Origin of the sequence: Rhodanobacter sp. Root480, assembly GCF_001426645.1 — a bacterium.
Taxonomy (GTDB): Bacteria; Pseudomonadota; Gammaproteobacteria; order Xanthomonadales; family Rhodanobacteraceae; genus Rhodanobacter; species Rhodanobacter ginsenosidimutans.
On sequence record NZ_LMEX01000004.1, the window covers coordinates 165,685 to 180,678 of the forward strand.

Sequence of the window (14,994 nt, forward strand, 5' to 3'; positions counted from 1 at the left end):
GGAATGTGCAGGCCATTATAAAATTTGATCTCCGCGGATATGTTTCAATCGCGGGGGGAATGCCAGCTCGAACGGCGTCCCTATTAGCGTGAGATTGAGACTGTAAACCGGATCAGCGGACAGTTCACGCGGCCATTTCTGCTGCATCGATTCGACCTCACTCGCAAAGCGGGCCTTCTTCTCAGGTGAATCTTCGTAGCCTCGAGTGGCCGATTCGTGGTGATACAGCTCCGCAAAAGGGGTCCACAAATTGCGATAGCCCCGCTGTTGTACGCGCAGGCAGAAGTCAATATCGTTGAACGCCACCTGCAAGGACTCGTCCAGGCCGTTCACTTCGTCGAATACCGCACGCCGGATAAGCAGACAAGCAGCGGTCACCGCGCTCATGTTCTGGACAAGTCTGGCTCGCCCCATCTGTCCGGGGTAACCACGTGGCTTGCCGCAGTACGCATGTGCCGCCACGCCATGCACGCCAAGCACGACGCCGGCATGCTGGATGGTATCGTTGGGGTAGTACAGCATCGCGCCAACGGCTCCGATCTCCGGCCTCATGGCATGCCCAGCCATCTCCTGCAGCCAATCAGGAGAAATCGCCTCGATGTCGTTGTTGACCAGCCCGACAAGCTCACCGCGGGTCTGCCGAACCGCGTAATTGTTCAGCGCCGAGTAGTTGAACGGCTTGTCGTACGCAAGCACGCTCACCCGCGGATCGGCCACGACGTCGCGCAAGTACTGCAACGTGGCGGGATCACTCGACTGGTTGTCGACGATGATGATTTCGTAGTTGTCGTAGGTGGTCAGCGTGAGAATCGAATCGATGCAACGCTGGAGCAAGTGAAGCCCGTCGCGAGTTGGAATGATCAGGCTGATTTTTGGGGACGGTGCAGGCAAGGCGTAACTGACACGGAAATTTCCGGGTCGCCCGTCGATTTCCTTCACCTCGGCGTTGGCGTTCACACGCTCAAGGTGCTCGGCGATGGCCTTCATGCCGGCCGTGCGCGCGTAGCTCTTCTCGTCGACGGCCACGGCGGTGGAGCCGGGAATCGCACGCCAGTGGTAGAGCACGCGGGGGATATGCCCGATGTCTGCCGGCGTCAGCCGCTCGATACAACGCAGGGCAAGGTCCCAGTCTTGGCTACCTTCGTAACCTTCACGAAAACCACCCACGTCGAGCATGAGCTGGCGCTGGTATATGCCGAGATGACTGATGCAATTCTGTGAAAGCAGCAGATCGTAGTTCCAGTCCGGCTTCATGTATGGGTCGTAACGTCGCCCATCCTGATCGATCTTGTCTTCGTCGCTGTAGACAAGCTTCCACGAGCGATGAGACTGCAACGCCTTGACCACTTCGAACAGGGCCAACGGATGAAGCTCGTCATCGTGATCGAGCAGCGCAACGTACTCACCGGTTGCTAAAGCCAGGGCGCTGTTGGAGGTGGCCGAGATATGTCCATTCTGAGGGCGCCGCACGACCCGGATCCGGCCATCTTTTGCGGCATATTCATTCAATATCCGGGTGACATGCGATGCCGGGGAGGCGTCGTCCGCCAGACACAGCTCCCAATGCGGATAGGCCTGGGCCTGGACACTCTCGATGCAACGGCGCAGCCACTTCTCTTCGGTGTTGTAAACAGGCACGAGAACCGAAACCAGCGGCTGGAATTCCCAGGCAGCACTCAGTGAACGCGCCTGCTCGACAGCCTGTGGCGTGACGCTGTCGTAGTTCTCCAACCATGCGTCATACGTATTCGCAATGCCGACGGGCCGTGTATATGACGCGTAGAGCGCCTTCCACATGCCGCGGAAGCCGACCGAACGAAACTTGTTGAGCACCATGCGCGGGCTGATCCCTTTCCCGCCCGGCTGACTGGTGGAAATTCGGGTTGCCTGCAGCAACGCCAACCCCGCCCGCAACTTGCTCACACGCTTGATGATGAGTCGGCGCACGGACAACTGACAGGGAGACGTGGCCGGATCGAATCGCAAGCCATGCAGAGGATGGGTAAAACACACAAGACCACGATGTGATGACTGGCCCGGTTTGACGAACGACAGATTGATGCCTTGCATATCCGACGGTACGCCGGGGCCGTAGTCCGGGTACAGCACTGCCTGCACGGGGCTGCCATCATGCTGCTGCATGTCCAGACTGACCATGTACCAGCCCGGCGCAAGCGGAAAATTGTCACTTCCGCAGGCAAACATCGGATCGTTGCCCGTCACTTGCCAGCGCCTGTCCGCGGGGTCCAGTGCACCCAGGTGCTGCAGAGGCATCAACCGGAACTCGGTTCGCGAAAGCCGCAGGCGCAACCGCGACAGCAAACTGCGCCGCTGAAGCAGGCTGCGCAAGACCGCCTCCTGGCGGGCCAGCCCTTGTAGCAGCGGCTCTACAGCAACAATCACATGCTGATCGATATCGTTCGTACGTTTCTGCAGTGCCGCCAAGCCTTGTCGCAAAGGGCCGACAACAGCGGTCAGATGCTGATCAATGGCGCTCAGCCGCCGTTGCAATTCAGCCTCTCCCTGCATGATTCGCTCATCCAGGGTCTGCGCCATGTGCCGCTGGGCATGATCCAGCCGTTCCACGCTTCGACCCACGGTACGCAAGGCGATTTGCCCCGCAGCCGCTTGCCGGATCTCGCCTAACGCCTTGGCCTGCGTTGCAGTCAACTCCCACGCAGCGGGCTCGTTGAGCACGACCTCAATCGTCAACTCCAGACGAAGGGTCAGCGCGCCAGCCGACGGCAGGTCAGCCACGAGATCGCCAATCTCGATCTCCACGTAGGGATCGCGTTCAAGCGAGACGATGCGCAGCTCGCTGGCCACCTCCGCCGGGCAAACGTCGCAATGCAGAAAACCCAGCCGGGCATGGATATCCGGCATCGCCACCTCATGCGAAGCGTCGCCTTCGATAGCCAGACGGATCGCGCCCAGGCGAAACACGCCGGGTGCTTCGCCTGGGTCCAGCCGGATAAAGTCCGGGCGCACGCCCGATGGCAACAGAAATTCGATCGCCCGTTTGCCCGTGGTGACATCAAGCTTCGCGCTGAGCAACCGCTCTTCGCTGAAGTGTCCGTCGCGTTGCCGGTAGAAAAGGCTGCAGACCAGATCCGGTGTGGTGACCTCCACGCGCGTTGGCGCCCCACCGTCCGCATGGACAATGGTCTGACCCAACTGGCTGAAGCATTCACGCATGCGTTCGGGTTCGGCCTGCGCAGCCTGCATGAAAGCCTTGAATTCCTCAGGCGCGTGCGCGCCGACCTGCACTACGCCCAATCCATTGCTGTGGGCAAAGTCGAACGTCGGGTAGTGTCCGGCCAACTCCTCGATCAGACGGTAAACACCGAACCCGCGATCGCGCACCTGGGTGTCATGAAAAAGCACGACGGCGCGATCACTCAGCTTCGGGAGCCAGGTCTCGAAATCATTCCGCACGGCTTCATAGGAATGCAATCCATCAATATGAAGCAGATCGATACTTCCATCAGCAAAATCAGCCACTGCGTCTTCGAAGAACGCGCGCTTCAAATACGAAAAACTTCCATACAGCGGGTCGTGATATGCCTTCAGGCCAAGATACACATCGTCCGCGTATTTTCGCGCATGTGCATCGCCTTCCCACGAATCGATTGCGGTGCAATGGGTTTCTGCACCCAGGTGACGAATCGCCTGGCAGAAGGCCAGATACGAATTGCCGGAATCGGTACCCAGCTCGACCAGGCTGCGTGGACGCAGCAAGTCGATCAGCAAATACGCAAACGGGATATGTCCAGCCCAGGCGAATGGAAACGAAAGCCGCGGCCGCAGAAAAGCGACCGGATGATCGTCAAGGCGAAATGGTTTCATGAAATCATTCACGGTCAAGGGTAATGTCGTGCATAGGCAGGCCAATAATGCCTGCGGGAGCCTGGGTGCCCTGCGATTTGAACATCAAAGCCTCATGAACCCAGCTCTGGATGACATGGTCGTCCTGGCTACCCTCGGCGACTCCGGCTGTAATGAAATAATCGCCCGCCTGGAGGCGTGGCATGTCGAAGTGGAATCGAGCACGAAAGGTTTCCCCGGCGGCCACCGAAAAACCTTCATCCAGATAACTGAGATAGGTGTTGTCGCCGAACAGCAGCTGGCCGAGCCTGTCTTTCACATAGAAACCCACGATCACACTGTCCAGCGGCTCATCCGCTTCGGCGGTGAGCTCCAACACCACACTTTCACCGCCAACAACCCAGGCCAACTGCGCATCGTTCTCGTCGAGAATGGCCACGTCAGTCACGCGCGCCTTCAATTCGCCAAAGCTCCCGGCGTCAGGATGGAACGGTGAAATATGGATATCGTTGCGAAGCGAGGAGCGGTCAATCAGCTCCTGACGGGCATCCTTGCGTCGCGGTGGCAGCACGCGTTTCGCTGCCCCAACCGTCTCGCGCCGCAAGGCTCCGCCCTGACGCTCGGCCATGAACGCCTCCAGATACGCATGCACCACTTCCTTGGCCGTACCGCACGCCTGTTGCGTCCCATGATCCAGCCAGACGGCGCGCTCGCATAACCCGGTTACTGCCGAACTGTCGTGACTGACGAAAAGCAAGGTGCCCTTCGTCTTGAATTCGCGCAGGTAACGCATGCATTTCTGCGTAAAGAACGCATCACCCACCGCAAGCGCCTCATCGATAATCAGGATGTCTGCATCGACATGGGCCATCACGGAAAACGCCAACCTCATGGCCATGCCGCTTGAGTAGTTCTTGACGGGTTGGTCGATGAAATCACCAATGTCGGCAAATGCCGTGATCTCGTCAAAACGCTTGTCGATCTCGCTGCGCGACAAGCCCAACACGGACCCGTTCAGATATACGTTTTCGCGGCCAGTGAACTCGGGATTGAAGCCCGCACCAAGTTCCAGCAATGCGGCAACCCGCCCCCGCACGCGAACGTCGCCGGTCGACGGCGCCAAAGTGCCGCAAATAATCTGCAGCAAGGTCGATTTGCCCGAGCCGTTGCGGCCGACAATGCCCACCGTCTCACCGCGCTGAACAGTGAAATTGATGTCGCGCAGGGCTTCGAACTCGCGATACCAGCGTCGATTTCCACCCACCAGCATCTGCATCAGTCGGTGATGCGGCTTGTCATATATCGGATAAACCTTGCCCATGCCCCGCACTTCAATGACTGGCTCAGAGGACATCGGCAAACCCCCGTTGCGTCGTCACGAACCAGGCATGCCCGAGCCACGCCACCAATAGTCCACCCACCGTCGCGAACGCGAGCGCCCCCCAGTTAGGCCACTCGCCCATGAGCACCACCATACGGGCCTCGTCGATGAAGAACGTCAGCGGATTGAGATGAAACAGCGTCTGCAGATTCTGCGGCAGGATGCTGACCGGAATGATTGCCGACGACAGAAACAACATGGCCGTCACAAATACCGGCATTACCTGGCTGATATCACGAAAATAGACACCGACCGACGCCAGGAACCAGCACAAGCCCATCGTCAACAGCAGCAGCGGAATGAAGATCAGAGGCAGCAGCAGCAGCGTCGGATGCAACCGATGTTCCAAGGCCAACATGAGCAGTGCGAGCACAATGACATTCATGAGTGCGTGGAACAGCGCCGAAAACATCATCGGCCATGGCAATACGTCGAGGGGGAATACCACCCGCTTCACGAAGTTGGGGTTACCCACTACAAGAGTGGTGGCACGCGACGCACATTCGCCAAAGAAACCGTGGACGATCAATCCGACGAACAGGATTACCGCGTAAGAATGGTCCCCGCCCGCCTCTTGCGGCCAACGACTTTTCATTACCGTGCCGAACGCAAAAGCATAGACACACAACATCATGAAGGGGCTGATGACCGACCACGCCAATCCGAAACTGGCGCCGCGGTAACGCCCCAGCACCTCGCGCTTGCTGAGTTCCCAAGCCAATGATTTATTACGAATCAGCGACGCAAAGGGGCTTTCCCAACGCCGACGATCCTGCAACGTCGTGGCGTCGCTGCGCCCCAGCTGTGGTGCCGAACTCATCGCAGCGCGTACTCCAGCTCCGCGCGCAAATCAGCAATATCCTCCACACCCACCGACAGACGGATCAGCCCGTCACTGATACCCAGCCGCTTGCGGTTGGCGGCCGGTACCGAGGCGTGGGTCATGATCGCCGGATGCTCGATCAGGCTTTCGACGCCGCCGAGGGATTCGGCCAGGGAAAACAGTTCGCAGCGTTCCAGCATGCGCCTGGCCTTCCTCAGGCCGCCCTTGACCTCGATGGTGATGATACCGCCGAAACCGTGCATCTGGCGCTTCGCCAGCGCGTGTTGCGGGTGGCTCTTCAGGCCCGGATAGATCACCCGCTCCACCGCGGGATGCTTTTCCAGCCACTTCGCCAACTCCAGTGCGCTGGCGCAATGCGCCTTCATGCGCAGGTGGAGGGTTTTCAAGCCACGCATGGCCAGGAAGGCATCGAATGGACCGGCGATGGCGCCCACCGAATTCTGCAGAAAGCCCATCTGCTGGGCCAGATCCTTGTTGCCGGCAACCACGATGCCGCCAACCATGTCGGAGTGACCATTGATGTACTTGGTGGCCGAATGCAGCACCAGGTCCGCCCCGTATTCCAGCGGGCGCTGGACCATCGGTGAGCAGAACGTATTGTCGACCACCAGAATCAGACCGTGTTTCTTGGCGAATGCGGCCACCTTGGCCAGGTCGACCAGCTTCAGCATGGGATTGGTGGGCGTCTCGGCCCAGATCATCCGCGTGTTTGGCTGCAGGGCGGCTTTCATCGCCGCGGTGTCGTTCAGGTCGACGAAGCTGAAGTCCAGCCCGGCCGAACGGCGGCGCACCTTCTCGAACAACCGATAGCTGCCGCCGTAAAGGTCGTCCATCGCGATCACGTGGCTGCCCGAGTCGAGCAGGTCCAGCACGGTGGATGCCGCGGCCAGGCCGGATGCAAACGCGAAGCCGGCTACGCCGCCCTCGAGGTCGGCCACGCAGCGCTCGTAGGCCATCCGGGTCGGATTTTGCGAACGTGAGTACTCATAGCCCTTGTGCTTGCCGGGGCTTTGCTGCACGTAGGTCGAGGTGGCGTAGATCGGCGTCATGATGGCGCCAGTGGAAGGATCCGGGTGCTGCCCGGCATGAATCGCCCGGGTCCCCATGCCGTGTCCGTTTTGCTTCGTGCCAGTTTTCATCGACCTCAACAACCCGCGGGGCGGGTCCCGTCATTGTGAAGTCCGCCATCTTACCTTCTTATGGGGGTAGTTCTGGTTGGTGTGGATGCGCGACGTTCATCCAGGGGGCGGCAAAATTGCGCTCTTTTCAACGCCGTTCCAAGCCGCCCAACCCTTCGCGCTTGGTTGACGAGGCGGGAAAAGGCATCATTTGCCATCCCCTCGGCAAGCAAGTCGCCGTATCCACCCGTCGAACCATGGACGTATTGATGACTTCTTCATCCGCAAGGATCACCACCTTACTCGTCACCGGCGGCGCCGGGTTCATTGGCGCCAACTTCGTGCTGCAGGCCATCGCCGATGGCCTGCGCGTCGTCAACCTGGACAAGCTCACCTACGCCGGCAACCCGGACACGCTGGCCTCGCTGGACGGCAACGCCCGCCACGTGTTCGTGCAGGGCGACATTGGTGACCGGGAGCTGGTGGCGAAACTGCTGGCCGAACACCGTCCCGACGCCATCGTCAACTTTGCGGCCGAATCGCATGTGGACCGGTCCATCGATGGCCCGGCCGAGTTCGTGCAGACCAATGTGGTGGGCACGCTGGCCTTGCTGGAAGCCGCCCGCGACTACTGGCGCGGCCTCGACGACGGGGTGCGCGACGCGTTCCGTTTCCTGCATGTGTCGACCGACGAGGTCTATGGCTCGCTGGGCGCCGAGGGCAAGTTCACCGAGCAGACCGCTTACGCGCCCAACTCGCCCTACTCCGCCTCCAAGGCGGCCTCCGACCACCTGGTACGTGCGTTCCACCACACCTACGGGCTGCCGGTACTGACCACCAACTGCTCGAACAATTACGGGCCGTACCAGTTCCCCGAGAAGCTCATCCCGCTGATCATCCAGAAGGCGCTGGCCGGTGAGGCCTTGCCGGTGTACGGCGACGGAAAGAACATCCGCGACTGGCTGTTCGTGGGCGATCACTGCAGCGCCATCCGCCGCGTTCTCGACGCCGGCCGGGTTGGCGAAACCTACAACGTGGGCGGCAATGCCGAGCGCGAGAACATCCAGGTAGTGAAGGCCATCTGCGTCCTGCTCGACGCGCGCCAGCCGCTGGCCGACGGGCGCGCGCGCGAATCGCTGATCACCTATGTGAAGGATCGTCCCGGACACGATCGCCGCTATGCGATCGACTCCAGCAAGCTGCAGGGCGAGCTGGGCTGGCGGCCGTCGCAAACCTTCGAAACCGGCATCGCGCAGACGGTGGACTGGTATCTCGCCAACCAGTCGTGGAGCCAGCGCGTGCTCGACGGCAGCTATCGCATGGAGCGGCTCGGATCATGACGACCACCAAGGGCATCATCCTGGCCGGCGGCTCGGGCACCCGCCTGCATCCGATCACCCGCGCAACCAGCAAGCAGCTGCTGCCGGTGTACGACAAGCCGATGATCTACTACCCGCTGGCGACGCTGATGCTGGCCGGTATCCGCGAAGTGCTGGTGATCAACACGCCACACGAGCAGGAAATGTTCCAGCGCCTGCTCGGCGACGGTTCGCAGTGGGGCATCGACATTCGCTATGCCGTGCAACCCTCGCCGGACGGGCTGGCCCAGGCCTTCACCATCGGCCGTGATTTCATCGATGGCAAGCCGAGCTGCCTGGTGCTGGGCGACAATATTTTCTACGGCCACGGCTTTACTGACCGCCTCAAGCACGCCGCGACGCGCGAGCGTGGCGCCACGGTGTTCGGTTATTGGGTAAAGGACCCGGAGCGCTACGGCGTGGCCGAGTTCGATGCCGCCGGCAAGGTGATCGGGCTGGTGGAGAAGCCGGCCCAGCCGAAATCGCACTACGCGGTGACCGGCCTGTATTTCTATGACGAACGCGTCTGCGACTACGCCGCGGCGCTGAAACCCTCGCCGCGCGGCGAGCTGGAAATCACCGACCTCAACCGCTGCTACCTCGACGACAACTCGCTGCACCTGGAGCAACTGGGCCGCGGCTTCGCCTGGCTCGATACCGGCACGCACGAGTCGCTGATGGAAGCAGGCAATTACATCCAGACGATCGAAAACCGCCAGGGCCTCAAGGTGTGCTGCCCCGAGGAGATCGCCTATCTCAACGGCTGGATCGACACCGATCAATTGCTGGCGCTGGCCGCACCGCTGGCCAAGACCGGTTACGGCCAATACCTGCAGCAATTGCCGAAGCAGGGCCTGGCACGATGAAGGTGATCGAGACCGCTCTTCCCGGCGCACTTGTCCTCGAACCGCAGGTGTTCGGCGACGCCCGTGGCTTTTTCTACGAGAGCTACAACGAGGCGAAGTACCGCGACGCCGGCATCGACCGGCGTTTCGTGCAATCCAACGTTTCACGTTCCGCCAAGGGCGTGTTGCGCGGGCTGCATTACCAGTGGCCGAATCCGCAGGGCAAGCTGGTCAGCGTGCTTGAAGGCGAGGTGTACGACGTGGCGGTGGACATCCGCCGCGGCTCGCCCAATTTCGGCAAGTCGGCGGGCGTGCTGCTGACCGCCGAGAACCACCGTCATTTCTGGGTGCCGGAGGGCTTTGCCCACGGCTTCTGCGTGTTGTCCGAGTTCGCCACCTTCAGCTATCAGTGCACCGCGTTGTATGACCCGAAGGCGGATGCCGGCATCCGCTGGAACGATGCGGCGCTGGGTATCGACTGGCCGGTCAGCGCGCCGCTGCTGTCGGACAAGGACGGCAAGACCCCGCTGCTCGAAGATGTGCCACCCGAGCGGCTGCCGGTCTACGCCCCGTGAGGGCTCTGCTGCTGGGTGCCAACGGCCAGCTCGGCCGTACCTTCCTCGATCATGGGGCCCTGGCTGCCCACACCGATCTGGTCTCCGCCAGCCGCGACGGTGTGTTGACCGCCGGCGGCACTGGCGAAGTGGCCGACCTGTCGATGCCCGAATCGCTGCCCGCCCTGCTGGATCGCGTGCAGCCGGACGTGATCGTCAACGCCGCCGCCTATACCGCGGTCGATCGCGCTGAACAGGAAGAGGCGCTGGCCACCCGCGTCAATGGCGAGGCGGTCGGCGTGCTCGGCCAGTGGGCCGCCGCCCACGGCGCGCTGGTAATCCACTATTCCACCGACTACGTTTTCGACGGCAGCCAGGCCAAGCCTTATGCGGTGGATGCGCCGACCGCGCCGGTAAACGCGTACGGCCGCAGCAAGCTGGCCGGCGAGGAAGCGCTGCGCCGCAGCGGCGCCGATCACCTGATCTTCCGCACGGCGTGGGTCTACGCCGCGCACGGCCACAACTTCCTGCGTACCATGCTGCGCCTGGGTGCGGAGCGCGACGAGTTGCGGGTGGTGGCCGACCAGCATGGCGCGCCCACCGATACCGGCCTGATCGTGGATGCCACGCTGGCAGCGCTGGCACGCTGGCAGCAGGCCAGTGCGACCGAGCGCCAGTCGCTGCGCGGCACGCACCACCTCGTGGCCAGCGGCGCGACCACCTGGCACGGCTTCGCCACCGCGATTTTCGAACAGGCCGTAGCGCATGGCTTGCTGCCACGCGCGCCGCGCGTGCTGCCAATCGCCAGTGGCGAATTCCCCACCCCTGCCCCGCGGCCCGCATGGTCGGTGCTGGACAACACGCTGCTGCAGACGCGGTTCGGCCTGACGTTGCCGGACTGGCGCGATGGCCTGGGTAATGTGGTCGGCGAAATGGCCCGCTCCGCGCGCGGGTGAAGCCCCACCGCAAGACTGTGGGAGCGGCTTCAGCCGCGATGCTCTTGTGCCGGACCTCGGAGCAGGAGCATCGCGACTGAAGTCGCTCCCACAATGGAGTGCGCCGGCCCTGGTTGGCATTATGATCAGCGAATGTTGATTCCCCTCATTCTCAGCGGCGGCAGCGGTACCCGGCTTTGGCCGGTGTCGCGCAAGAACCTGCCCAAGCAATTCCTGGCCCTGGCTGGCCAAGGCACGCTGTTTCAGCAGGCGATCGCGCGCACGCGGCAGTTGCCGCAAGTGGCGGCGCCGATCGTGGTGGCCAGCGACGACCACCGCTTCCTTGCCGCCGACCAGTTGCTGGAAGCCGGCATCGACGACGCCACCATCGTGCTGGAGCCACTGGCGCGCAACACCGCGCCGGCGATTGCGCTGGGCGCGCTGCAGGCGATCGATCGCGATGCCGACGCGGTGTTGCTGGTGCTGCCGGCCGACCATCTCATCGGCGACACCGCCGCGTTTGCCGCGGCGGTGGAAAAGGCGTTGCCACTGGCCCGGCAGGGTTGGCTGGTGACGTTCGGTATCCGCCCCGACCGGCCGGAAACCGGCTTCGGCTACATCCGCCATGGCGAGGCGGTCGGCGACGGCTACCACGTGGACCAGTTCGTCGAGAAACCGGATCTCGCCACCGCGAAATCCTATGTTGACGACGGCGGCTACGACTGGAACTCGGGCATGTTCCTGTTCAAGGCGTCGCGCTACCTGGAAGAACTGGCGGCGCATGCGCCGGCGATGCTGGCCGCGGTGCGCGAGGCGCATGCGAAGGCCTCGGTCGATCTGGATTTCGTGCGTGTCGACCGTGATGCGTTTGCTCGCGTGCCGGACGATTCAATCGATTACGCGGTAATGGAAAAGACCCGCCGCGCGGCGGTGATCCCGGTCAGTTGCGCGTGGAGCGATATCGGCTCGTGGTCGGCGCTGTGGCAGACCTCGGCGCACGATGCGCAAGGCAATGCCCACGACGGCGACACGCTGGCGATCGATACCCGCAACTCGCTGTTGCGCTCGCATGACCGCCACCTTCTGGCCACCGTCGGTGTGGACGACCTGATCGTGGTGACCACGCCGGATGCCACCCTGGTGGCGCATCGCGATGCCGCGCAGGACGTGAAGAAGATCGTCGAGAAGTTGAAGGCCGCCGGTCGCAGCGAGCATTCGCTGCACCGCGTGGTGCATCGTCCGTGGGGCAAGTACGACTCGCTGGAGGAAGGCGAGCGTTTCCAGGTGAAACGCATCGTGGTCAAGCCCGGCGCCAGCCTCAGCCTGCAGAAACACCACCACCGCGCCGAGCACTGGATCGTGGTTTCCGGCACGGCCGAGGTCACCTGCGATGACAAGGTGTTTCTGCTGGGCGAAAACCAGAGCACCTATATTCCGCTGGGCAGCAAGCATCGCCTGCGCAATCCCGGCAAGCTGCCGCTGGAGTTGATCGAGGTGCAGTCGGGAAGTTATCTGGGCGAAGACGACATCGTGCGGTTTGACGATGTTTACGGGCGCGCCTGATTCCCGACATCCCATGTAGGAGCGGCTTCAGCCGCGACCCGGGTGTGCCTCGTAGCCCCGGTCGCGACTGAAGTCGCTCCTACAGGAAATCGGCAGGGTGCAACTTGTAGGTCTGACCCGCCTTCGTCGATAGCGACACCTGTCGCCCGCCATAGCGCACCACGCAATCGCCGCCGCGCAGTGAGCGCACGCTGGCTTCGACCAGCTTGCCTTTCGCCCAGCGCATGTCGATCACGAAACCGCCGCGCGCGTGCAGGCCGCGCACGTCGCCTTGCGACCACGCATCGGGCAAGGCGGGCAATAGGTCGAGCTGGCCGGGTTCGCTTTGCATCAGCATTTCCACCATGCCCGAGGTGGCGCCGAAGTTGCCGTCGATCTGGAACGGCGGGCCGGCGTTGAACAGGTTCGGGTAGGTGCCGGCCCATTCGTGGCCCAGCCGCGTGTCACGCGATGCCGGCTTGAACAACACGTCCAGCAGGTGCAGCGCGCGGTTGCCGTCGCCCAGGTGCGCCCACAGGTTCATCTTGTAGGCTTCCGACCAGCCGGTGGAGTCGTCACCGCGCACGTCCAGCGAGCGCGCTGCCGCGGCGGCGAGCTTCGGCGTTTCGGCCAGGTCGATCTGGTTGCCGGGGAACAAGCCCCACAGGTGCGATACGTGGCGGTGGTGTACCTCCACCTCGCGATAGGGTTTCAGGTATTCCTGGATGCGGCCGTCGGGGCTGATCTGGATCGGCGCCAGCTTCGCGCGCTTGGCTTTCAGCTCGCGGCGGAAATCGGCATCCACCTGCAGATCCTGCGAGGCCTCGATCACTGCGCCGAACAGGAAGCGGATCAGCTCCTCGTCCATCGTCGGGCCCATCACGATTGCGGCCTTGCCACCGTCATCCATGTAGACGGTGTTCTCCGGCGAGCTGGAGGGTGCGGTCACCAGCCAGTGGTGACTGGGTTCCTCGATCAGCACGTCGGCGTAGAAGCGGGCGGCGCCGCGCAGCACGGGATAGTAGCGGCGCAGGAAATCGCGGTCGCCGGTGTAGCGGTAGTGATCCCAGATATGGAAGCTGAGCCAGGCTGGCGCGCCCTGCCACACGCCCCAGCTGGCCTCGGCGCCGGGCGCGGTGAAGCCCCACAGGTTGGTCAGCGTGTGCACCACCCAGCCGCGCGCGCCGTAATAGCGCTGCGCGGTTTTGGCGCCGGGCTGTTGCAGCGAGGCGGTCAGCGCGAACAGCGGCTGCACCAGCTCGCCCAGGCCGGTGGGTTCGGCCGGCCAGTAGTTCATTTCGATGTTGACGTTGGTGTGGTAATCGCCATTCCACGGCGTGCTGGTGCCTTCGGCCCACAAGCCCTGCAGGTTGGATGGCAGGCCGCCGGGTCGCGAGGAGGAAATCAGCAGGTAGCGCGCGTACTGGAAATACAACGCGGCGAAGCCGGGATCGTTGCCATCGGCGTAGGCGTCGAGGCGTGCCCGCGTGGACATCGCTTCGCGCGCGCTGTCGACGCTGCCCAGTTGCAGCGAGAAGCGGTCGAACCATGAACGGAAATCGGCTACGTGCACCGCATGCAGTTGCGCCACGGAGCGGCTCGCCACCCGCTGCAGATCGGCGGCGCTGGCGGCGACAGGGTCGGCGCTGTGGCGTCCGGCGAAACCGTCGTAGTCGGTGGCTTCGCTGATCAGCACGGTGACGTCGGTGCCGTGTTCGACGCGTATGCCGTGCGCATCCGCGTGCACGCTGGCGCCGGGTGCGATCACCCGCACCCGCGCCGCGAAAGTCAGGCCCTTGCCGCTGCCACCGCTGTCCAGTTCGCCCTGCATCAGCAGGCCGTCGGTACCATCGCCCTTGACGGTGGCGCGTTCGGCGCGGTCGAGCTTCGCCACGAAGTTCAAGGCACCGGTACGATCGGCGCTGAGGTGCAGCACCATCACCTGGTCGGGTGCGCTGACGAACATCTCGCGCCGGTAGCGCACGCCGTCTTGCGTGTAGCGCACTTCGCTGGTGGCGCTGGGGATGTCCAGGCGGCGGCGGTAATCGCTGACCGGTGCCGCGTTCGCGGCGAAATCCAGTGTCAGCGTGCCCAAGCCCTGATAGGTGCCGTAGTGCGCGTTGGCGCCCTCGCCGCTCCAGGTGAAGTGCTGGTTGGTCAGTTGCTCGGCATCGACGTTGCGGCCTTCCAGCAGCAACTGGCGGATCTTCGGCAGGTAGTTCACCGCGTCATCGCGATCGGCGCCGTCGTAGCGCGAGCCGGAAAACATGGTGATTTCGCTGAGCGAATAGCGCGCTTGCTGCACGCCGCCATAGACCATCACGCCCATGCGCCCGTTGCCCAGCGGCAGCGCTTCGTTGAAGGTGTTGGCCGGTGCGTCGTAATGCAGTTGCAGGTTCTGGGCGGCGAGCGACGCACCGGAAAACAAGCCCAGCACGGCAGCGACGACCGCCAGCATCAAGTAGACGCGCGCCTTGCCACGGCGGCGCGCGGGCGGGTTGGGTATGAGCATGTGATCACTCCAAACTTGTGAAGAAAGCCACGTGCTGGGGGTTTCTTCTATCGCGCGTGCGGTGCGCGCGCCCTCTTCCG

Annotated in this window: 10 protein-coding genes; 5 read left to right on the top strand and 5 right to left on the bottom strand. The window is 62.9% G+C overall.

The window, feature by feature from the left end; all coding sequences use genetic code 11:
* Positions 1 to 15: 15 nt before the first annotated feature.
* From ASD22_RS16940 to ASD22_RS15390, 4 genes are read right to left on the bottom strand one after another with little or no spacing between them, the layout of a single operon-like run.
* Positions 16 to 3,846 carry a glycosyltransferase gene (locus ASD22_RS16940; RefSeq protein WP_200946381.1) on the bottom strand — a complete coding sequence of 1,277 codons (3,831 nt, stop codon included), beginning with the start codon at positions 3,844 to 3,846 and terminating at the stop codon, positions 16 to 18.
* 4 nt (positions 3,847 to 3,850) lie between these two features.
* A complete protein-coding gene (locus tag ASD22_RS15380; protein ID WP_235577665.1) occupies positions 3,851 to 5,146 on the bottom strand; it encodes an ABC transporter ATP-binding protein in 1,296 nt (431 codons plus the stop codon).
* A 22-nt stretch (positions 5,147 to 5,168) separates the two neighbouring features.
* Entirely contained in the window at positions 5,169 to 6,026 is an 858-nt protein-coding gene (locus ASD22_RS15385) for an ABC transporter permease (protein ID WP_082520299.1), read from the bottom strand.
* A complete protein-coding gene (locus tag ASD22_RS15390; protein WP_056085439.1) occupies positions 6,023 to 7,189 on the bottom strand; it encodes a PLP-dependent aspartate aminotransferase family protein in 1,167 nt (388 codons plus the stop codon). Before ASD22_RS15390 ends, ASD22_RS15385 begins: the two co-directional genes overlap by 4 nt.
* A gap of 248 nt (positions 7,190 to 7,437) precedes the next feature.
* Between ASD22_RS15390 and rfbB the strand changes: the two genes are divergently transcribed.
* The 5 genes from rfbB (at position 7,438) to ASD22_RS15415 (ending at position 12,423) form a co-directional block, all read left to right on the top strand.
* Positions 7,438 to 8,508: a dTDP-glucose 4,6-dehydratase gene (gene rfbB, locus ASD22_RS15395; RefSeq protein WP_056085599.1), complete on the top strand. Its 1,071-nt coding sequence runs from the start codon at positions 7,438 to 7,440 to the stop codon at positions 8,506 to 8,508.
* Positions 8,505 to 9,392, top strand: a complete 888-nt coding sequence (gene rfbA / locus ASD22_RS15400) for a glucose-1-phosphate thymidylyltransferase RfbA (protein WP_056085441.1) — start codon at positions 8,505 to 8,507, stop codon at positions 9,390 to 9,392. Before rfbB ends, rfbA begins: the two co-directional genes overlap by 4 nt.
* Positions 9,389 to 9,946 carry a dTDP-4-dehydrorhamnose 3,5-epimerase gene (rfbC, locus tag ASD22_RS15405; protein ID WP_056085442.1) on the top strand — a complete coding sequence of 186 codons (558 nt, stop codon included), beginning with the start codon at positions 9,389 to 9,391 and terminating at the stop codon, positions 9,944 to 9,946. The genes rfbA and rfbC overlap by 4 nt, the downstream gene beginning before the upstream one ends.
* On the top strand, positions 9,943 to 10,881 hold the full coding sequence (rfbD, locus tag ASD22_RS15410; protein WP_056085443.1) for a dTDP-4-dehydrorhamnose reductase: 939 nt from the start codon (positions 9,943 to 9,945) through the stop codon (positions 10,879 to 10,881). The genes rfbC and rfbD overlap by 4 nt, the downstream gene beginning before the upstream one ends.
* Positions 10,882 to 11,013: 132 nt before the next feature.
* Complete coding sequence (locus ASD22_RS15415) at positions 11,014 to 12,423, top strand: mannose-1-phosphate guanylyltransferase/mannose-6-phosphate isomerase (RefSeq protein ID WP_056085444.1); 1,410 nt, start codon at positions 11,014 to 11,016, stop codon at positions 12,421 to 12,423.
* A gap of 79 nt (positions 12,424 to 12,502) precedes the next feature.
* On the opposite strand, the gene ASD22_RS15420 is transcribed toward ASD22_RS15415, so the two are convergent.
* Complete coding sequence (locus ASD22_RS15420) at positions 12,503 to 14,914, bottom strand: glycoside hydrolase family 95 protein (protein WP_082520300.1); 2,412 nt, start codon at positions 14,912 to 14,914, stop codon at positions 12,503 to 12,505.
* Positions 14,915 to 14,994: the final 80 nt, after the last annotated feature.

Bases quoted from the DNA above. Each gene is read 5' to 3' on its own strand.
- rfbB (WP_056085599.1), top strand. From the start codon at position 7,438: ATGACTTCTTCATCCGCAAGGATCACCACCTTACTCGTCACCGGCGGC.
- ASD22_RS15390 (WP_056085439.1), bottom strand. From the start codon at position 7,189: ATGAAAACTGGCACGAAGCAAAACGGACACGGCATGGGGACCCGGGCG.
- rfbA (WP_056085441.1), top strand. From the start codon at position 8,505: ATGACGACCACCAAGGGCATCATCCTGGCCGGCGGCTCGGGCACCCGC.
- ASD22_RS15415 (WP_056085444.1), top strand. From the start codon at position 11,014: ATGTTGATTCCCCTCATTCTCAGCGGCGGCAGCGGTACCCGGCTTTGG.
- rfbC (WP_056085442.1), top strand. From the start codon at position 9,389: ATGAAGGTGATCGAGACCGCTCTTCCCGGCGCACTTGTCCTCGAACCG.
- ASD22_RS15380 (WP_235577665.1), bottom strand. From the start codon at position 5,146: ATGGGCAAGGTTTATCCGATATATGACAAGCCGCATCACCGACTGATG.
- ASD22_RS16940 (WP_200946381.1), bottom strand. From the start codon at position 3,846: ATGAAACCATTTCGCCTTGACGATCATCCGGTCGCTTTTCTGCGGCCG.
- ASD22_RS15385 (WP_082520299.1), bottom strand. From the start codon at position 6,026: ATGAGTTCGGCACCACAGCTGGGGCGCAGCGACGCCACGACGTTGCAG.
- ASD22_RS15420 (WP_082520300.1), bottom strand. From the start codon at position 14,914: ATGCTCATACCCAACCCGCCCGCGCGCCGCCGTGGCAAGGCGCGCGTC.